Below are 21,265 nucleotides of genomic sequence, written 5' to 3'. Positions count from 1 at the left end.
GGCTACTCCTCCTCAATGTGCAACTCATACAGGCGTGCCGTAAATTCCGTTGGAAGTGTAACAACTAACGCATTCTCAAGCTGACTCCAGCTCCAACTACGGTTCTCATACTGAGGAAACCCACATCGAACCGTTACTTTCTTGCCGTCACAATCCGGAATAGGAAATCTCGCCTCTTTCGTTCCGCCTTCCAATCTCCAAACAGCCACATAAGCCTTATCACCGCATCTTAATCCAAGGCTAAGCCAATGATCGCCATGCTTAGGCAAGCCAATCGGCCAAAATGGAAGAGCCTTCGGAATGGATGCTCGGATACTCTTGTAATAGGAAATTCCTTCGCGAATCAGTTCAAAGCGATCCGATGCAATGTCTGACAAGTGCCCGCTCTGATGAACTCGCATTAACATGCCGTTCACCATGTTAAAGATGACCTCTTCCCGATCTCCTTCTTTAAGCGGATATGACCAAGCAGCGGATTGCTCTGGTGTGAGCGCCGTAGGAGCAGCAGCAGATATCGCCGCAAACTTGCGGTAATCCATCTGATCGCTAATGGACTGCACGCTGTGCCTGGCGAGCAAAGCATAATCCATACGCAAACCGCCGCTTCCACAATTCTCGATGACCAAATCCGGATAACGAGCAAATACGCTATCAAGCCAGCGCAGGTAGGCACGATTATGCTGAAGCAAGCCATCGCCGAAGCTATCGGCGTTAACCTCTGTTCCAATGCCTGCATTAATGTTATAGTCCATTTTGATGTAACCGACCTTGTACTCCGTCACTAGACGATCGATTACTTCATCTGCATATTGAATGACTTCGGGATGTCGATAATCCAATTGATACCTGCCGTGATCAATGACCCGTTTGCCATGTCGCATGAAAAACCATTCATCCGACACTTGCTGCGCTAAGGGGCAATGAATTCCCATGACTTCAAGTTCCAGCCAAAGTCCCGGGATTAAACCTTTCGCTCGGATGTAGCCCAGCACCTCCTGCAATCCGCCTGGGAAACGCCTTTGTGACGGTTGCCAAAGCCCTACATCGCTCCACCATTCGCCATCCGCATACCAGCCAGCATCGATGCAATAATATTCGCAACCCACCGAAGCAGCCGCATCGACTAAGGGTAAAATCTTCTCGGTCGTTGGATCAGCGAATAAACAATTCATGTAATCGTTGAAAATAACGGGAAGCCGCTTATTGTCTTCGTTCCAACGACGGATTTCTCGCCGATAACGCGTCAATTCCACAATTCCCTGTTCGAACCCTCCTTTGACAATCGCAATTGCTGCAGGAACGGACATAAATGCTTCACCTGGCGCGACATTTTTCCACCAATGGCTTTCATTCTCTGTAGGGCCGCTTAATTGCAAATAGAGTTGATCATTCGCCTTATCGCTAATCTCCCAATGCCAAGAACCGTTATGCTCGATTTGCCAGCACATGGCCATTCCCGCCTCAATATTTTCATATCCACCCATCGGATGAAGATCGGCGGAAGACCAGGTTCCCGAATTGCTGTACGAAAGTCTTTTGATCGAAAAATCATTTACTTTCGTTAAACCTAGCTCGGATAGCCTATAACTTCTCCACTGCAGCTCTCCGTGCCAAGCATTATGTGCAATATGAAGTCGACTTTTGGTTTCCCATGACCCGCGGCTTCCGCCCGAGATACCTGTCACTGTAAACGAGGAGACGTATTCCATCGGAATGGAATTCAAACTCTGATTGACGACCTCCGTCCAAGCTCGGATGACAGGGATATCGTTATAAAATTGATAATGAACCGTCACCCACATACCCCTATCTTCCATAACCACTTCAAGTTTTCTTCCACTTTCGTTATAGAAATCTCTGTGGCAATCGTACTTCAGCCTACCTCCCGGCATTGTCCCTGTGTATTTAGACGCATGATGATCGTTCCGATCTTCACCCGTCACTTGCAGTTCGACGATTCGGCGCGTTCCTCGTACCTCCTCTGTTCCTCGTACATCTTCATTCGCTGGGAAGGGAGACAAATGAACCAGACGGACATCTCCGCATTCGGCAATCTGTATCTCCAAATAAATTCCATTTTCATAAATTCTAATCCAACTCAGCACTTCCATCGTATCCATCTCCATACCATAGGCCCTTGTCACTTTTCATTCACCCTCTATTCTTGATTGATGGTTCTCATTGTGACACGGGCTCGAAGGCATTTCTATGTATTAATCAAAGAGATTTGGTTGTGGTTTCTTGTGTACGATGTTTTTATTGTCAATGCGCTGTTTGTACTCTAGCGGCGATTGACCTAGATGTTTCTTGAATAGCTTGCTGAAATGGGCATAATCTTCATATCCAACTAACTTTCCGACATCATATAGTGATATATCCTCTTTCAATAGCGTAATAGCCGCATCAAGCCTTTTCTGAATGAGGAAATGGATAAAGCTTTGGCCCTTCTCCTGTTTAAACAGATGACTCAAATAATTTGGGCTAATAAAGTACTGCTGGGCAAACTCTTTGAGAGATAGTTTGTGCGCATATCGTCGTTCGATGTCCTTGATAATCTCCTCAACGATTGGAAATGTTGTTAACTCCGACGGTTTCTTCTTATGCTCGTCAATTAACATTCTCATTTGTACAAGCAAATCATGGGGATTGCCGTAGTGGAGGACCAGATCTTGAACGGTAATGGAGTCCTCAGCTAATGATTGGGTCGACGAAGAGAAGTTCTTGATCACCACGACAAAAAAATTATAGATTTCAACTAGCCCACTTAAATGAATTTGATCTTTGGCGATTCCTCTATGTAAATCGAATAACGCCGCTTCCAGATGCTCAAGCTTTGTTGCTTTGCCTATCCGCTCCATGATAGACGGCAATGCCGCGTTTACTCTCGGCCTATAGCGGTAAACGCCTATCCTGCGGTTCAAGCTCGAGGTTTCAGCCATCATATTCGCTTGGTTGTAATATTTTGCGATTTGACTGTCGGAGTCGTTCGACAGACTTATTCCTACATCCCATTGAAACTCTGCGGCCATGGTTAGTATGTTTTTATATAATGACTTAAACGTATTCGAATCCATGTCGGAACGACTTAATAAATACGTCCATTTGAGTGGACTCGCCATGGCACGGAATAAAGCAACACCATGCTCTTGCAGCAATCGATCCGAACTCAGCAAGGATTGCTCCGATATGGCTGTTTTGCTTTTAACGATAGCAAAGGCATATCCTGCTCCTGCTCCGGTTCCCATTTCAACTCCCAAACCTTTTAACAACTTGGATACTTGTTGTACGGTTAATCCCTTCTCGATCATTTCCAAAAACAGCATGGAGTTGTGGTAGGTTTGAAGTACGCGCTGATCCCGATCACGTTTAGCTAACCGATTGCTGCAATTATTTAACGTATCCCGCAATTCCTGTTCGTTGACAGGTTTAAGCAGATAGGCAAAGCAGCCCAGCTCCAGCGCTTGTTTCGCGTAGCTGAATTCACTGTATGCGCTCATGAACACCACCAGCGTATGGGGAGAAACACGGTTCACGAAAGACAATAAATCCAAGCCACTTTTCCCTGGCATACGAATATCACTGATCACGATATCGATCGATTGCCGCTTCAATAGGCTTTCAGCCATATGTACGTCGTTTAATTTCGCTACAATTTGAAAGCCGAGTGCTTCCCAATCCACAATTTGTTCCATATCCTTCAATATCCACGGCTCATCATCAACGAGGATCAACTTGTACATCGTTTACTCACCCTTTCGCTTTAAGCGGTACGCTGACCGTCACAACCGTACCCCTATTTTTCCAACTCTTGATGGATAGTCCATAGGGCTTGCCATAATAGATTTGAATTCTTTTATGAATATTGACGAGCCCGATTCCTTGTCCCAGCCCTGCGGTTTCGGATGAGTTCTTATTCATGCTTTCAAACTCTTGCCGCATGCGCATCAAGCGTTCCTCGCTCATTCCGACTCCGTTATCCATCACCTTGATCAGCAATTGATTCTCCTCTTTGATAGTCGCATGGATGTGAATGATCCATCGCCCTGTCTTTCCTTCGAGACCATGAAATAAGGCGTTTTCCACAAGCGGCTGAAGAATGAGCTTCACGATCGAACGGGCTCCGAGACCCTGATCTATGATTACTTTAAACTGCAGCCGTTCTCCAAACCTTATTTTTTGAATATCTATGTATCGCTCCAGGTGCTCCAGCTCTTTGTGCAGAAGAACAAATTCATCCGTACGTGTAATGTAGCGAAAATAAGAGACGAGATTGTCAATTGCGACAGCTACCTCCCTCTTTGCGTTGGACAATGCCATGCCTCTTATAGAGTGAAGCACGTTATACAAAAAATGAGAATTAATCTGGCTTTGGAGCCCATTTAACTGAAACATTCGTTTTTCCATTTCTGTTTCATAGAGCTGCTGCTGTGATTGCAGCAGATTGTCCGTAAGCTTCTTGATTTCATTCATCATATTGTTATAGTGGTCCTGAATAATAGTAATTTCATTCTTATAGCCGAATCTCAACCTGGCATCCAGGTCACCGCTCGCTGCGCTATCGAAAATATCAGCCATCTTAGTAATGGGATGGGTTAAACGAATATTAAAGGAGATCGCGACCCAAATGACGATTAGAACCATGATCGCTATAGCCGAAATCACGATATACTGAATGATTGATGCCTTTCCCACCAGCTTATCCTCATTAATTAATGCAACGAACTTCCAACCCAAGCTTTTGATCGGGAGAGACTGGTACAAGTAATTGATGCCGTTCATTTGAAAATCGATGACTTTGTGATCCTGATTCGTTCTAGTCTGGGCATATATTTGTTCAAAATCGGGATTATTAGTCGAAGAGCCAATGAGATCGCCGCTCTCGTTCATAATATAGAGCTCTGCTTTATCCGCCAAATCCGCTGAACGTAATATTTGCTGTATCCACTCCGTATCCAATAACAAAACGCCTATGTAAATTTCCTGCAGGTATCGGTTTGGAAGAACGGATTTAACCTTCCTGAAAGCCAGTATGCCCTGGTCTTTTGAAAATGGAGGAGAAATCTGCAGCTTATTGCTTATTCTGTTCTTATTTTCCATCTCTTTCAAATACGTCACCATAGGATGCATAAGCAGTTCTCCTGTGGATACTAAGCGGAAATCTTCTGAACTAATCATACCGATGGATTTTAAGGCAGGTTCCAATGACAAGTACGAGTTTAAATTTCTCAGCAAAATATCGGATTCCTGCCATGATTTATTCTCGAGCATGATGGACTGAACATTCCGGTTAAAGAAAATCGACTTTGAAAGCTGATCCATTCGGTAAAAATATTCGTCAAACCGATTGTTAGTTTGCGTCACGAAAATATTAATATTATCGAGTGCGTTCTTTTTTAGAATATTAATATAAGAAAAATAGCCCACTGTCCCTAGAAGGAGAATGGGCAAAACGGCAATACAAATATTTGTGAGGATCATCCGAAAGCTTAATCTATACTTTGTTGTATAGGACACCAGTTCTTTAAACATGAGATCCTCCGAGACATATGATGATAGCAACAATTTCTCAGCAGTTCGGACAAGGGTTAACGACTCAATAATGTCACAATATAATCAGTTTGTCTATGTGTTTTATTGTGGATTCGGGTGTGCTTTTATGTGTTTTTTATTGTGCGAACCCGCAAGCCTTCAACCAATTGAGGGCCATTAGCAAATTCCCTGTCGAGTTCATGTGAACTTGATCCACGGTTAGTGTTTTCCCGCGCTGCTCCCTTAAATATGCTGTAAATGACTGAAACTGAGGCACGAGAATGGCTTCGAATTCCGCCGCGACTTCTCTAATTATCTGATTATAGGGAAGAAGTCGTTCATTCTTCCCGTCGTTCGAATCTTCGGATAGGATTGTCGTTTCCATTAATATCAACGATGACCCCGTTTTGCTTTTCGTTTCAGCCAATAATTCCCGGTAGGTATCTCTGAAATCATCGCAGCTGACATTTTTCCATTCATCATTTATGCCAATAGATACGGATAGCCAGTCCGGCTTTAACTCGATTACATCTTCATTCCAACGTGCCTTTAGATCCAATATCGTCTCACCGCTTATCCCACGGTTCTCTACCTGCAAAGAGATCTCCGGTCGTACGATCGATAAGTAATCCCGAACGATGCGTACATATCCGCCTCCTATATTTTCAGGATCATCCTTTCTGCCGCAATCCGTAATGCTGTCGCCAATAAATATCATTTTCTGTCCTTCCTGTAGCAACATGTGCCATCGCTCCCTTTATTTATTCAATAGATTGTAAACGAGTTGGGCAGCTTCCGCCCGCGTCGCATTGCTCTGAGGCGCAAACAAGTTGCTTCCTCTTCCACGCACCAAGTTCGCTTCTTCGGCAGCGGCAATGTAGGGTAGAGCCCATCTCGGAATATCTTGCGCATCCGTATAGCCGACTGTCGCCACAGGCTTCGGTTGAATGCCGGCCGAACGCACGATCATCGTGACCATTTCCGCTCGGCTGATGAATTGGTCTGGGGCAAACTGATTTGCGCTTATCCCTGAAGTGATTCCAGCTTTAATTGCTGCCGCTATACTATCCGCATACCATGCTTCTTCTTTGACGTCGATGAACGAATTGCTCACACCATCATCTTCCAGGTTTAAAGCATTCGCCAGTAAAGTTACGAATTCTGCTCTGGTTGTTTTTCCTTCAGGGTTAAATCTCCACTCATCCACACCATTGACAATATGCTTTGCTGCCAATATTTGAAGCACCCGCTTCGCCCAGTGACCTTCCTTCACGTCGCTGAAAGTCTTGTTATACTCCATAACCGAATACACGCTAAGATGCTGCAGCGTTACCTTAACTTGATTCATGACCTCATCGATTTCACCGCCGACATATTCCCATTGCATCTTCGCCTTATCGTAATAGTAAATACCGAGAAGCTTCTCATCGACTTGACCGGGATCATAAGGCAGAGATAGCGTAATGCCGCCTGAGACTATATCGGTTGGGATTTCACGATTATCGGCAGTCTTGAGTTTGACTTCGAAATCATAAACTTCACCTGCGATTTTCATCGTCGCTTTGCTGCCGCTGATCGGCACGTTTAATATAGCAGAATTGTTAATAGGGCTCATGGTCACTTCAATTAAAGTACCAGCGATAATGCCTGATTGTTTTCTGAGATCATCCAGCGTCTTTTGACTTATGGTAATCGCCATTTTGCCAAGATGCACTTGAAGCGGATAATTCCCGACTTCCGATAAGAGGACGACAGCTTTCGATTGACCTTCATCCAACTTCACTTGAGCCGCCCCGTCCTTAATCTCTACCTTTGAGTGAGCGTTGCCGACTTGGCTTCCAGGACTTCCGATACCACTCTCGCCTAAAGCGACGATTGATACTTCGTTAGAAAGACCGCTTTCGCCATATGCATCGTAGGCTTCCGCAACAAAGTAATAGGTCGTATCCTTTGTCAGCCCAGATACAGTAAGATGGGTGACGCTTCCTGCATCAATCTTGCTAGAATGCAAACCGCTAGCTGTACCGTACTTAATGTTATAACCTGTTGCTCCGGCTACCGCACTCCAACTTAATTGCGCCTCTCCATTTCCGGCTATCGCGCTAATCGTTGGAGTTTCAAATATCTGTTTGCTAAGAATCAAATATCCATATTGAATTGGGGCTTTTCCAGCACCTATCCCACTATTGTATTCAATCCATCCATTTCGGGCATCTCCATTACCCGGGTTGATGAAGCTTCCGTCGCTATAATTGGCAAGTACAGAGATCCCTAAGGCGGAACCGTCTTTAACTGAAATTCCTCCCGGAATGATTTCGCCCCAAGGAATACTCAATTCGTAACTAGTAGACTTCGTCGCTTCGTCTCTGGTGATCTCCATTTCGCCTGCGGTAAACTCACCTGCAGTTTTGCCGGCAATAGCATTGTAACGATATCCGACAGCCTGGCTTTCATCTGTTAACCCAAATGCGAATTCAGTGTATCCTTTGCTTCCCGGAATAGTTCCTCTATCGGGATCTATGGCGATCTGAATGCTGGAGCCTTTCCACAAATCGGCCGCATTCGAGATAGGCAAACGATGTACGTCTTCCATAACCTTAATTGCGATATACAAATTGTCATTATCCCACCGGGTATGCCCTATTGCATTTAACCTTTGCGGAGACCATTGATCAGAGAAAGTGCTTTCAATACTTTTCACCTGGGCTTTCTGATCCATGACAAACTCGGGCGTACCCCATTCTTGGATTGAGCCGTCAATTGTCGGCCTAGATTGTGTGAATAAGCTGCGCAGGGCGGTAACTTGTTTGTTTACTTTAATCCGTCTCGACTCGGTAACAGTCCCGGTCATATCGTAAACCTTGTATTGCAAAGTATGCTCTCCATTGCTTAAGCCCTTTACGGTATATGCATAAGGCGATACCGTCATTTCCTGAATCAATCTATCATCCACGTACAGCTCTACTTTTTGAATGGGTCGTATTCCCGCGATATAAGGCATAGTCTGTAAATCGGTAACATTTAATTGATAACCATCTCGAAAGGTTGCAAAATCAACCATTTTCGGTTGCTCGGTTTCCGGGACAGTCGGTCCGGTAGTTAGATGGACAGCCTCTGAAGCAGCCCCTACATTTCCGCTCCGATCTTCCGCTTCTACCTTGTAATAATACGTCGTGTTTGGCTGTGCTTCTTCCCTGTCAATAAAATTTGTCGTAGCGGATTCTCCCACCATATTGGAATAAGCTGGCGAAAAAGCCGCGTCTTCGCTTCTATAGATGTTATAGTGCAGGATCCCGTTCCCTTGATCTTCTGCCTCCGACCAGGATAACTCAGGATAATCGTTAAGCGTCGCGGTAACTTGATTTACCGTCGAAGGAATCGATTCATCAATCGGCAGCACTTGTGTATTGCCGTCAAACCCTGTACCTTGTTGCCATGATCCAAGACTCGTATAGGTTGTTCCATGATAAATCGAGCTAAAGGCTRGTGCTTCATTAGTGACATCGTTATGATCAATAACATCAAAGTTCGTATTTGAAGCAATATCGAAAATATTGAAGTTCGTTATTCCTCTGGCAATCGCAACGTGATTATTATAAATCTTATTTCCTGTCCACGTTCCATGGGGATTAGAAGCGCTATTGATCGCGGCCGTATTCTCTATGTCTACGATGATCATATTATTTGCAACATCAAGATCATGCTCTCCTGATGAGAGATCGGGTCTACCCGTGAAATTCCCGAGCGCAATTTGACCATTCCCGTTCGATTGTAGCCCTTGATTGCCTCTGACTTTGTTATTCCATATTTTTGTTCCGTAATTACTCATTGTCGTTATTCCATTGCCTTTGTTATCGTGCGCGTAATTATACTGAACGGTAATATTGTCACAGTACCAATCCACGTTGACCCCTGATCCGTCATAACCCGATTCCGCGTCCTTCATGTTATAAACTTCGTTAAATTTAATTACAGAATCCCGGGAGGCAATGATCCACAAGCCACCTGGCCCCCAAGTGTCCACACCGAGACCTCCGTCATGAACAACATTTCTTTCTATAACGGAATGATGAGCATCTTGCAGAACGATTCCTTGGCTGGCAGTATGATGCACGTAGTTTCCGCTGATTTTAAATCTTCCAAAAAGCATCTGGGAGCGCAAATCCTCGTTTTTCGCGGTATCCCATCCAGCAGTGGTTATTCCATACCACCCCACATTATGGACCTCATTGTTAATTATCGACACATCCGTCGCAACCTCTTTGATGTCTGTTCCCGGAATCAACGCAGTAATCATAATTCCATTGCTATTACTGTTGTAATTAGCGCTGTACACATCATTCTCTTCAATTCGCAGATTTTCGTACCGCTCGGCATTATCATAAATAACGTTTATTCCTGCTGTAATATTGCTCCATGATAACGTTGAAGAGGTTAGGATGTTAACGGCTAATCCCTTAATCGTCCAGTGGCTTAAATTATGTCCTGTGACAACACTTCCACCGTATGGAGCATTCCACGAAATGACAGGCTTAGCGCCTGAACCATAAGAAGAAACAGTAATCGGATATTCCTTCGAGCCGGAGCCCTTCAAAACAAGCGGTTCATTCCATGCGTCGCCCGATTTCAAAAGGATGGAATCCCCTGCACTGAAAGTCGAAATATTGATTTTATTCAGAGTTTTCCATGCGCGTTCAGCGCTTAAACCATCGTTCGCATCATCGCCAGTGCTGGAACTAACATAATAAGCTGTATGACCATCCGAATTAACAGGTGCTAATACCTTTTGCACCTCGATATTATCAAAGTCCGCAGTAGCCCTCGACATCGTCAAAGCAATCTTTCCGGTTGCAAAAGATGTGTCTACTGTAGACAGTAGTTTAACGCCGTTAATATAAAAATCGATGTATTTCCCCCCTGCTACACCTTTGAATGTATAGGACTTGCCCTTTTCCATGCTGAAAGCCGCTTCTGAAAGCGCTGTCACTTCTCCGTCCAAAACTTTGACAATCTGGATTTTCCCAGCTTCGATATATTGTAGATCGTATCTGTTATGACTATCCTTATATCTCAGGCTTAAGCCTACCGTTCCATCCTCGCTTATCGCTGTCGGCATAACTTGAGCTTGTACGGAATAATCAGCCCAAGTACTATTGCCTGTATAGGAAATACCGCCGCTACTCTCCGTTTGCGAATAAACTTGATTAGCAGACAGATCTGTCACGGCAACATGATCGAATTGCGCCGATGAGGCCCATGTGGCAAGCGCTACCTTACCGGATGGAATATAACCGTTATCGTCCGTAGTCTCTATGACCAAATCATCGTCTTTATATACTCGGATTTGATTCCCTATCACATCGATTTTCAGATGCACAAACCTCGAGACATCAAGTGAAGGACCATCATATGCCTTTAACCAATCTTGAGCGCTGCCGTTTTGTTTCATCAGCCTGATGTACGATTCACTCATATACAAATAGTAAAAATTCTGGTTATCCTGATGCCGAAAATCCAGCATCGCTCCAGCGCCGCTGATCAGCTTCACATCCGCTTCAAAGGAGTTATCTGTCCAAGCATTGCTCCCTGCAATTAGCTCTGCTCCCCTGTTGCTGGAACTCTGTTGATAGACTTTGGACGTTTCGCCTTGTACGCTAGACCACTCGCCCCCATTATTAGTCCACCCTGCAGCACTTCCATTCTCGAATTCATCAGAAAATAAAGTTACTCCCTTACTATTAACGGTAGCCCAGGTTCCACTTTCATGGGTCCAGGCTGCAGCTTCTTCATCTTCAAAATTGTCAAAGAAAATCGAGCTTTCACCTGCTTGAGCATATGAAATATTCGTTCCCGTCGGCCAACTCATCGTCAACAACATCACAATCATCACAACTAGGAAAACTCGATTCCAAATCATTGTTTTCAATTAAATACCCCCCCGTGATAGGATCCCTTCTTAACATCATTATCCTATCACTTCGTCCATCTCTATTAACATGTACTTATCTTTGAAACTGCTATGTGTTTTGGTGGTATTTTGGCTTCAATATTTGATGAATCTGCTCAAGCATAACTAGTATGGTTGGTAGACAACGTAGATTCTGTATAATATTCGGCAATAAAAATGAACCAACCATTGTGATGTCACAACGATTGGTTCATTCATCCTTATCGATTTCATTTCAATAACAATTAAGTGATACATAAAACATAAGCGTAGAGACAAATTCAACTAATGATATCTATGCTAAGAAGATGGTTGTCTCGGCAGTTTGACAAATGGAAACCATTTCTTGATTCGGTCTTTCGTCCGTAATTATTGCTGTGACGACTTTCAAATCCGCGAAAGAAACCAGCATGCTCGTACCGAACTTAGAGTGATCAATTACAATATACGACTCTTTTGCTTTTTGAATGGCAACACGCTTGATTTCTGCTTCATGCATATTGGAGTTGCTGAATCCGTGCTGAGGATGAAGTCCCGTTGCTCCTAAGAACACCTTGTCAAATGCCATACGAGAAATCGTCTCCAGTGTGACAGGCCCAACCATTGACTTGGTCGTATCCATTAATATTCCACCAAGAACTATGGTCGGAATCCTTTTTTCTGACAACTCGGCAGCTACGTTAATAGCATTCGTAACAACGGTAATATTGGCATCTTCCGGGAGATGCCGTGCAATCTGAAGCGTCGTAGAACCTCCATCAATAAATATCGATTCACCAGGCTGCACTAAGCTGGCTGCAAGACGCCCGATTCGTTCTTTCTCTACTCCTCGTACAATAGAACGCTCTCCCAGGGCAACATCTTTCGATGCAAGAATGGCGCCACCGAACGTTCTTTTAAGCAGGCCGCTGCGTTCCATTTTCTCCAAATCTCTTCGCACAGTCATATCCGTTACGTCGAAGTGTTCCTTCAATTCCGATATTTTGACCTCACCTTTGGTCTGTAACTGTTGAATTATTTGTTTTTGTCTGTCATTCAAGTCGTCCTTCATGGCACTCCCTCATATCTCCAGCAGATGGTTTTTAAGCAAAAGCAATAAACGATTACATTTCCGAAAGGTTGTACCTTTATTGTATGGAATGAATTCTTGGAAATCAACAAAATATGTTTCATTTCATAATGTTTTCGTCTATTTTAAACATTTTACTACTTGAATTTACTTCATTACTAATCGATGTTCAATCGATCAAATAGAAAATCCACGATATGGACAGCTTTCACTCGTTCAGGAGAGCCGTGCTTCTCAATCCCATGCTTCATTTGCAGCAAGCAGCCAGGATTGCTGGTCACAATGTATTCCGCCTGTGTATTATTTGCGTGCACCATCTTATGCTCCAGTATTTGTCCTGCCATTTCCGGTTGAGTCACATTATAAATACCTGCAGAGCCGCAGCAGCGATCCGCTTCTTTCATTTCAACATAATTTACGCCATCAATCTCTCCCATAAGCTTTCTTGGTGCATCCGATGCACGCATGACATTACGGAGATGACAAGAATCTTGATATGTTATACGGAGTGATTTCTCAGCTTTACTTTTACCTCGTTCTGAGAACTGCAGCTTGCGGCCTATCCGAACCAGAAGATCGGAAATGTCAATGACCCGCTCGGCAAACCATTCGGCATCTGCTTTCCAATTCGGATCATCATGGAGTAAATGATCGTATTCGACCAGTATTGCTCCGCAGCCTCCCGCATTGGTTACGATAAAATCGACGTTCGCATCCTTAAAGGCTCTGATATTCACCCGCGCAAGAGATTTGGCTTCTTCGGACTCCCCACTGTGGGCGTGCAAGGCGCCGCAGCAATTTTGAGTCACGGGTATGAGCACGTCAAATCCCGACTCCGTTAACAATTTAACGGTATGGATGTTGGTTTGCGTAAACATCATATCCATGAGGCAGCCTCGAAATAATGCAACGGTAGCGATTCTTTCCCCTTTAGCCAAGTGCCTGACCCCGATTTTCTCGGCCACTCCTTTATATGATGTGTCAGGTAATATGTTCTCCATCTCCCGCAAATGCGATGGAAACAGCTTCATCATCCCGCTGGCGTGAGCGACTTTGCGAAGCCCTGTTTTCTGGTAGGCCATAAGAGCGCCACCCAGCAGTCGCATCCGTTTTTGATGAGGGAACATCTCTTTTAATACGGTGCGGCGAATCCCTTTTACCCACCAACGATGCCGATCGGTATGTTCTTCAATTGCATCCCGCGTTTGTTCGATAAGCTGCCCGTATTTCACGTCGGCGGGACAAGCAGATTCGCACGCTCGGCAGCCAAGACAATGATCCATTTGCTCCTCAAATTGCTGGTCAGGCTCCATTATGCCGTCAACAACCGCTTTCATTAAGGCGATTCGTCCTCTTGGTGACTCTGCCTCAATACCGGTTTCCCTGAAGGTCGGACATGCAGGGAGACAAAATCCGCAGCGCATGCAATTAGTTAGCTGCTCATAATCCAGTTTGGCTGCGAGCTTAGAAGCCATCGGACTTCTCGGCTTATCTATGCTTTTCTCATGCATGTCCGATTACCACCCTTTTCCTTGTTTCCTTCGCGAACATTTTTCCTGGATTAAGAATGTTCAGTGGATCAAACGCCGACTTGATCGCTTTCATCACTTCAATACCTGCCGTACCTACTTTCCATTCTAAGAATGGAGCCTTCACGATACCAACTCCATGCTCCCCCGTAATTGTACCTCCCAAACGGATAGCTGCTTCGAAGATTTCCTCGAACGCGACCTCCACGCGATGCACCTCTTCATGATCTCGAGCATCCGTAGTTGCCGTAGGATGTAGATTACCATCGCCTGCGTGCCCGAAGGTGCAAATCTGAACATTATGTTTCTTGGCAATACGGTTTATTTCCAAAACCATGTCAGCAATCTTTGAACGTGGGACAGTTGCATCCTCAAGTATCGTCGTAGGCCTCAGTCTCGCTAACGCCGTGAACGCACTGCGGCGCGCTGTCATTAATTTCAGTGCTTCCTCTGCGGTTTCTGCAACATCAATACGATCAGCCTGCTCACTTCGGCATATTTCTTCAATCATAGCTATGTCTCGCTCAACTGTCTCAGCTTCGCCATCCTGCTCGATAAGCAAAATCGCTTCCATATCCCTTGGCAATCCGAGCTTCGCATAATCATCGACTACCTGAATGGTTGGACTGTCCATAAACTCCAGCGTCGCAGGAATTATCCGGTTTTCGATGATTTTGGATACCGTTCTCGCAGCTCCATTGATATCTCTGTACATCGCCAGCATCGTTTTTTTTGTTTTTGGAGGTGGAATAAGCTTAAGTGTAGCCTCCGTAATAACGGCAAGCGTTCCCTCTGAGCCGACAAGAAGCTTCGTAAGATCGTAACCAGCCACATCCTTCATCAGCTTTCCGCCCGTTCGCAATATATCACCATTGGCTAAAACTGCTTCGAGTCCGATAACATAATCTTTGGTCGTTCCGTATTTGAGACCACGGAGACCGCCAGAGCATTCTGCAATATTTCCACCGATTGTGGAAATGGACATACTGCTCGGATCAGGCGGGTAAAAAAGCCCTAGATTTTCAACCTCAGTGATAAACTGCTTCGTGTTCACGCCGGGTTGTACAACCGCCGTCAAATTTTCAAGATCAATCTCCAATATCCGATTCATTCTGTGCATAACCATTACAACGCCACCAGTAACAGGAACAGTTCCTCCGCATAAGTTGGTTCCCGAGCCGCGGGTGATCAAGGGAATACGATGACGATGGAGAACCTTCATAATTGCTGAAATCTGATCGGTCGTTTCCGGATAAATGACGCCATCAGGCAGTGCTTGCTGCATCGGCGTACCGTCATAGGAATGGGTAATCAGCGACTGGGGATCGTCTTTAAAATAGGAATCGCCTACAATCATTTTTAACTCACTTTTAACTTCAATACTCAACATCGCAAGTCCCCCCGGAATGAAAATGGACGAGAAACACAAACGGCTCTTTATAGCGCACAACAGACAGGAGCGTTGGTTTCTCGTCATTAAAACATCTAGTATTTATGGTTCAAACGGTAATATAGATCATTCCAACGAATCTCGTTCTCCAAGCTCGTCATCGTAGAGGTCTGATTGATAATGATGCATTCGATACCGGCCATCTTAGCCCAGTCAGCCATCTGCTCGCTTGTAACATGAAAAGAGAAACCAAAGTGGTGCGCGCCGCCAGCCAAAATCCACGCTTCCGCAGCATCTGATAACGACGGCTCAGGTTTCCACAGAACACGCGCTACCGGCAGGTTCGGCATTTCCTTCTCGTTCTTCACAGCAGTTACTTCGTTCACTATCAGACGAAATCTGTCTCCAAGATCAACTACGGTAGCATTGATTGCTTTACCACTATTCCCATTAAAAGTGAGACGAGCCGGATCGGCTTTACCGCCGACGAACAGCGGATGAACCTCAATCTTTGGCTTGCTAACAGAAACTGTCGGACATATCTCTAGCATATGAGCGCCGAGCACAAGCTGATTGCCTTCCTGCATGTGATATGTATAATCTTCCATAAAGGACGTGCCTTTGTTTTCAGCCATTATTTTCATAATGCGAACAAGAGCGGCAGTTTTCCAATCACCCTCTGCTCCGAAGCCGTATCCGGCAGCCATAAGTCGCTGCGCAGCTAGCCCGGGCAGCTGTTTCAAGCCGTGTAAATCCTGAAAGCTTGTTACAAATGCACTGTAACCGCTTTCTTGAAGAAACGCTTTTAATGCTATCTCGATACGTGCTTGTTCCCGAATTGCATCACGCTCGGTGCCTTCACGTTGGCCGTTCTCTGTGAAGTCATAAAGCTCTGAGTACTCATCCATCAATTCCTTGACTTGTCCATCCGTGACATCCTGCACACGTTCCGCCAGATCACCTGCAGGATAACCGTTCACCGACCAACCGAACCTTATTTGTCCTTCTACTTTATCGCCTTCCGTGACGGCGACATAACGCATGTTATCACCGAAACGAGCGATCTTCATCGTTTGGCTTTCCGTAAAGCCGGCAGCCGTTCTCATCCAAGAACCGATTCTGCTGCGTACTTGCACGTCTTTCCAGTGACCTGCAATGATTTTACGGGCTATGCCAAGACGGGCTCCAATAAATCCGAATTCTCGGTCGCCATGTGCCGCTTGATTCAAATTCATGAAATCCATGTCAATGCTATCCCATGGAATATCTACATTAAACTGCGTATGAAAGTGAAGCAACGGCTTACGCAGTTGGGTAAGGCCTGAGATCCACATTTTTGCTGGCGAGAACGTATGCATCCAAGTAATGATTCCCGCACAATGATCGTCTGAATTCGCTTCCAGACAGACACGACGGATAGCTTCCGGCGTTGTTACGACAGCTTTAAATATGATTTTATAAGAAAGAGCATCGTCTTGATCCAGCCCAGCGACCATTTCCTTCGCGTTGTCCTCCACTTTTGACAAAACATCTTCACCATACAGTCCCTGACTTCCGGTTACGAACCAAAATACATAAGGCTTAGTCTGCAGCATACCTTTATCCTCCTTAGAATGTGTTTAAATAAATCGCAATTCCAATCGATAATCGACGGTTTCACTCGGCTCTAATATACGGAGCGATCCTCTCTCCCTTTCGTCCGTCCTTCCTCTCGTCCAGCAATTAGAAGGCTCCAGTCCGAGTACATGCTCACCTGACCCTGGCATTCGCCACTGAACGAATTTCGGAAGCGTGACAGGATCCCATTCCAATTCTACCGATAAACCATGTGAATTGGTGTTTGCAGGACGAATCGGGAATGAGGGACTATGAATACGTGCAAAGACCGCATCCTTGCTTTGATCAGGTTTATGATAATACACTTGTTCTCTAAAGGCAGGATCAGGCGATTGCCATAATCCCATCCTTCTCATATCCATATCGCTGTCGCGAGTTGACGTTCTTCCTTTCGGAAGTTCCACTGTCGTGTCCTCGGCAAGCAGCGGGAATCCGAAGTTGAAATGATATAGCATCATATGAGGCGCAGGACGGAATCCAACGTTCTGAACAGAATCTAGGATCGTTATGCGATTTTCACCTAAATGGCTAGTTATTGTTCTAGTCAGGCGTAGATGCTCTCCAAAAATCGAGGTCTCCTCTATGACTCCACGGACTCGCAGCACATAATCATCGCCCGCCCATTCTGACCAAGATGAAATTTGACGTGCTGGCGTATGATGAATTCGGCCATGAAGACCGTAAGCACCGTCGATGTCTTTACCCGGCGATCCAACCTGTGATAATCCGCAGGTCATAAGCAATCCACCGGATGCTGTTCGCAGCCACTCCGCTTCTCGCTGATCGTAATAAGAAGGGTGAGGCTCTCCATTGCTCGAGGACCAACTAACTGGTATGCCATGCATTTCAGCAAGTGAGATGTCCATTCCCTTGCTTGGCGTTACCCAGTAACATAACCCCCCTCCGGTTCGCACTCGGAACGTGTCTACTCCCGCTTCAGGCCCTTCACTTCTTGTATAACGTTCAACACCGCCAATTTGCTCAATGCGGCCAACTCTCGCTTCCAGCTCGCGACGTTTCCATTTCCTTCCGTAAAGCTCCACGTTTTCCTCCCCCTTAAGCAGTCCTATTCCCAGTTCAGCAAAACCGTATTATCTGTTTTCTCTGACTCCAAAGCCGCTGTGAATAGTCGATGGCTCATGGCCGCTTCTTCCGGTTTCGCACATTGGAAGGAAGATTGGTTGTCTTGTCCATTTGCGATCTCATCGCAGAAAGCTGCCCACATCTGTAAAATCGAGTCCGAGAAGCCGAATTCGAAAATACCTCCAGTAATCGTTCCGTAGGTTGATTTATATGGAACATCTGAAATATGCCATGCCTGCTCGCCCCCTGGCTCGTATGGAAGGAATGCGACTTGCTTCGGGTTCTTGGTCGTGAATTCTGCAGAGCCTTTTGTGCCGTTAATGCGGATAAACCAAGTATTGGCATGACCTGGTGCAATCCGTTTCATGGAAAGCACCATCGGGAAATTATACTTATCTGTTTTGACGTCACATGCCAATATCGCATTATCCCATGTTTCACAAGCGGCCATGCCGCCATTACCATCCGGACGTTCCTGCACGATTTTACTAAGCAGTGACCTTACGTTAGCTGGCTTCCAACCGAAGCGGAACGGCAGATGTGCGACGTGCATGCCCAAATCACCCATGCAGCCGTATTCACCATTAGTTCCGATACGACGCTTCCAATTGATCGTTTTGTTCGGATCGAGGTCACTGCTATGCCAGAAGCCGGCTTCAACCTCGATAATTTGTCCGAATTTTTCTTGATTAACCCATTCGACAATCCGTTGGGCTCCCGGGAAGAATGGAAATTCAGAGGAGCAGCGAACGATCACGTCCGGATTCTCCACGATTGCTTTCATAATTGACTGATTGGCTTCTGCATCGATGCCAAATGGCTTCTCACCAAGCAAATGTTTTCCAGCTTTAATGATATCTATATATAATTGCTCATGCAGGTTATGCGGCACTGCGCAGTAGACAGCATCCACTTCCGGATCCGCAATGAGCTCGCGGTAATCGGAGGTGGTTTTCTTCACGCTAGGCACGTTATTCTCGAACCATTCTGTCGCAGGCAGATGCGCATCGCATACATGTGTAATCTCAGGAATATAATCCACATTGCTCAAGTGGCACCAACGCGCTGAGGCGCTTGCAAATTCTTTTCCCATTAACCCACAGCCGATAACGCCGAAGCGAATGACTTTTTTCGCCATGCCGATTACGCTCCTTTCAAAATAGCTAATGCTTGCTCAGGCGTCGCGCCTTGGTGAACTACAGCCATAAATGCGCGAGTCATCGCCTCTGGATTATTATGTTGGATGACATTGCGTCCATATACAATTCCTGAAGCTCCCTGCTGCATAAGTGCGTAAGTTCTCGACAATATTTCTTCGTCAGAAGCCCGTCCGCCGCCACGCGGCAATACCGGCTTGCCTGATGCCGCTTCTACAACCTTATGATAATCCTCTACGTTATCGCATGGATCGGCTTTGATAATATCCGCGCCAAGCTCCGTACCTTGACGAACAAGCGGAACGATCTTCGTAATGTCACCGTCGACCATATAGCCGCCTTTTTGCTCATTCGGAAGCATAACGAGCGGTTCAACCATAAGTGGCATGCCATAACGCTCACATTCCGTTTTCAGCTTTGATATATTTTGCACGCATTGACGATGAAGCTCCGGTTGTCCCGGCAGAAGCAGCAGATTTACAACGACACATGCTGCGTCCAGGCGAACTGCTTGTTCAACCGGATTATGAATGAGTTCACTGAATAAGTGTGAAGGAAGCTTCGTGCCGTATACGTTAGCAACATCTGTACGCAGCACGAGTGAAGGCTTTTCTTTGCCTGGAATAGCTTGAAGATGCTCTGCTTGACCAACGCTAAGCTGTATCGCATCGGGATTGGCACGTACAATGGTCTCGATTGCTGCTTTCATATTCTCAATGCCGGCCAAGAATGAATATTCATTGAAAAAGCCATGATCGATCGCGACATCAAAGCACTTGCCTTGTTCACTAAATAAACGATTTAAACGAGCGGTAACGGACATATTTGACACACCCCATATACTTGTTTTATTGGTGATTACGCTTTGTTGCTGCTGCGGAACGTGCGCATAATATGCTGCGCGTCTTCTTTAAAGTCCTGAATGACATTCATCATGAATTCGTGATAGAACGTCTTCTCTTCGGACTGGATAAAACGTTCTTTAGCCCGGTCAACAACCTTAAGCGCCATCCCTGTGTAATAATTGATTTTAGACGCACCGTGATCGATCGACTTATGGAAGTCTTCCTCCGACAATCCAGACCCACCGTGCATCACAATCGGAACACCGGCCGTATTCCGAATTCGCTCCAAGCGCATTAAATCCAAAACTGGTTTTTTCAAATAAACGCCGTGCACAGTACCGAATGCAGCGGCAAGCGCATCAATACCGGTTCGCTCAACAAACTCCCTTGCCTGCTCGGGATCGGTATAAAGCGAAGTATCGTCAATGATGGAATCATCATCTTCACCTTCCGCCCCGCCGCTTTTTGGGCGAGTTACGTAGCCGAGCTCTCCTTCCACCGAAACGCCAAGCGTTTTAGCAATCTTCACGACCTCTGCGGTTCTGCGAACATTTTCTTCATACTCATACTCCGAACCATCAAACATGATTGCGTTAAAGCCTAAATGCATCGCATTCGTTACCGCGGAGAAGCTCTTTCCGTGATCGAGAAGGATGCTGACCGGTACCTTGGCACGGTTCATCGCTTCTACCATAATGGGTGCAATCTGCTCGAGCGGTGTATACTTAAAATGAATTTCAGCATGGCATAGGATGACTGGCGACTGTTCATCCTCAGCGGCCTCAATGATTCCGCGAACCATATCTAAATTTATTGCGTTAAAGCATGGGACTGCATAGCCCCTACGAGAAGCATCCCGCAGCATTTCACCCATGGAGACTTTAGACAAATTACCTTCCACCTTTCTATCAGTCTATATTATTTAATGTTCGTTTCAAACATATTATAGTTAATTCCTATCTAATAAGCAACCATGAAATTTAAATATTAAAATTCGTTTTTTTCGAATATAGCATTTCAAATAGCAGAATCCCATTAATATCGCTATATATCAAAGTTTTCAGCTATTTCGTTTAAAAGATTATTTCAAAATTTCTAT

13 protein-coding genes are annotated in these 21,265 nt (G+C 45.3%); all 13 read right to left on the bottom strand.

From position 1 onward, the window contains the following. Positions 1–2 precede the first annotated feature (2 nt). The 13 genes from AC1DM9_RS22075 to AC1DM9_RS22015 all read right to left on the bottom strand — a co-directional run bounded on the left by AC1DM9_RS22075 (position 3) and on the right by AC1DM9_RS22015 (position 21,055). Positions 3–2,144 (bottom strand): glycoside hydrolase family 36 protein, encoded by a 2,142-nt coding sequence (locus AC1DM9_RS22075; protein WP_477582213.1) that lies wholly within the window; start codon positions 2,142–2,144, stop codon positions 3–5. Between the two features lie 69 nt (positions 2,145–2,213). Then, positions 2,214–3,740 carry a response regulator transcription factor gene (locus tag AC1DM9_RS22070; protein WP_477550836.1) on the bottom strand — a complete coding sequence of 509 codons (1,527 nt, stop codon included), beginning with the start codon at positions 3,738–3,740 and terminating at the stop codon, positions 2,214–2,216. 7 nt (positions 3,741–3,747) lie between these two features. Then, positions 3,748–5,361, bottom strand: coding sequence for a sensor histidine kinase (locus AC1DM9_RS22065; protein ID WP_477582211.1), 1,614 nt, complete (start codon positions 5,359–5,361; stop codon positions 3,748–3,750). 304 nt (positions 5,362–5,665) lie between these two features. After that, positions 5,666–6,271, bottom strand: a complete 606-nt coding sequence (locus AC1DM9_RS22060; protein ID WP_441879671.1) for an SGNH/GDSL hydrolase family protein — start codon at positions 6,269–6,271, stop codon at positions 5,666–5,668. Positions 6,272–6,286: 15 nt separating this feature from the next. Further along, positions 6,287–11,446 (bottom strand): S-layer homology domain-containing protein, encoded by a 5,160-nt coding sequence (locus AC1DM9_RS22055; protein ID WP_477582327.1) that lies wholly within the window; start codon positions 11,444–11,446, stop codon positions 6,287–6,289. A 325-nt stretch (positions 11,447–11,771) separates the two neighbouring features. Continuing rightward, positions 11,772–12,527, bottom strand: coding sequence for a DeoR/GlpR family DNA-binding transcription regulator (locus AC1DM9_RS22050; protein WP_339208108.1), 756 nt, complete (start codon positions 12,525–12,527; stop codon positions 11,772–11,774). Between the two features lie 176 nt (positions 12,528–12,703). After that, positions 12,704–14,056 (bottom strand): (Fe-S)-binding protein, encoded by a 1,353-nt coding sequence (locus tag AC1DM9_RS22045; RefSeq protein WP_477582209.1) that lies wholly within the window; start codon positions 14,054–14,056, stop codon positions 12,704–12,706. After that, positions 14,049–15,464 carry a glycolate oxidase subunit GlcD gene (glcD, locus tag AC1DM9_RS22040; RefSeq protein ID WP_477582207.1) on the bottom strand — a complete coding sequence of 472 codons (1,416 nt, stop codon included), beginning with the start codon at positions 15,462–15,464 and terminating at the stop codon, positions 14,049–14,051. The genes AC1DM9_RS22045 and glcD overlap by 8 nt, the downstream gene beginning before the upstream one ends. Before the next feature lie 95 nt (positions 15,465–15,559). Beyond that, on the bottom strand, positions 15,560–17,059 hold the full coding sequence (gene araA / locus AC1DM9_RS22035; protein WP_339208103.1) for an L-arabinose isomerase: 1,500 nt from the start codon (positions 17,057–17,059) through the stop codon (positions 15,560–15,562). 24 nt (positions 17,060–17,083) lie between these two features. Then, complete coding sequence (locus AC1DM9_RS22030; RefSeq protein ID WP_441879678.1) at positions 17,084–18,124, bottom strand: aldose 1-epimerase family protein; 1,041 nt, start codon at positions 18,122–18,124, stop codon at positions 17,084–17,086. A gap of 23 nt (positions 18,125–18,147) precedes the next feature. Further along, positions 18,148–19,302: a Gfo/Idh/MocA family protein gene (locus AC1DM9_RS22025; protein ID WP_477582204.1), complete on the bottom strand. Its 1,155-nt coding sequence runs from the start codon at positions 19,300–19,302 to the stop codon at positions 18,148–18,150. A 5-nt stretch (positions 19,303–19,307) separates the two neighbouring features. Continuing rightward, complete coding sequence (locus AC1DM9_RS22020) at positions 19,308–20,144, bottom strand: class I fructose-bisphosphate aldolase (protein WP_339208100.1); 837 nt, start codon at positions 20,142–20,144, stop codon at positions 19,308–19,310. A gap of 35 nt (positions 20,145–20,179) precedes the next feature. Further along, a complete protein-coding gene (locus AC1DM9_RS22015) occupies positions 20,180–21,055 on the bottom strand; it encodes a class II fructose-bisphosphate aldolase (RefSeq protein WP_339208099.1) in 876 nt (291 codons plus the stop codon). Positions 21,056–21,265 lie beyond the last annotated feature (210 nt).

The sequence above is a fragment of the Paenibacillus sp. 01T431 genome (genome assembly GCF_056398625.1).
The sequence above is the reverse complement of the archived record's forward strand: the minus strand, read 5'-3'. Positions and strand labels throughout refer to the sequence as shown.

Excerpts from the sequence above, each read along its gene's own strand:
- AC1DM9_RS22070 (WP_477550836.1), bottom strand. The coding sequence starts at position 3,740 with ATGTACAAGTTGATCCTCGTTGATGATGAGCCGTGGATATTGAAGGAT.
- AC1DM9_RS22060 (WP_441879671.1), bottom strand. The coding sequence starts at position 6,271 with ATGTTGCTACAGGAAGGACAGAAAATGATATTTATTGGCGACAGCATT.
- AC1DM9_RS22050 (WP_339208108.1), bottom strand. The coding sequence starts at position 12,527 with ATGAAGGACGACTTGAATGACAGACAAAAACAAATAATTCAACAGTTA.
- AC1DM9_RS22045 (WP_477582209.1), bottom strand. The coding sequence starts at position 14,056 with ATGCATGAGAAAAGCATAGATAAGCCGAGAAGTCCGATGGCTTCTAAG.
- glcD (WP_477582207.1), bottom strand. The coding sequence starts at position 15,464 with ATGTTGAGTATTGAAGTTAAAAGTGAGTTAAAAATGATTGTAGGCGAT.
- araA (WP_339208103.1), bottom strand. The coding sequence starts at position 17,059 with ATGCTGCAGACTAAGCCTTATGTATTTTGGTTCGTAACCGGAAGTCAG.
- AC1DM9_RS22025 (WP_477582204.1), bottom strand. The coding sequence starts at position 19,302 with ATGGCGAAAAAAGTCATTCGCTTCGGCGTTATCGGCTGTGGGTTAATG.
- AC1DM9_RS22020 (WP_339208100.1), bottom strand. The coding sequence starts at position 20,144 with ATGTCCGTTACCGCTCGTTTAAATCGTTTATTTAGTGAACAAGGCAAG.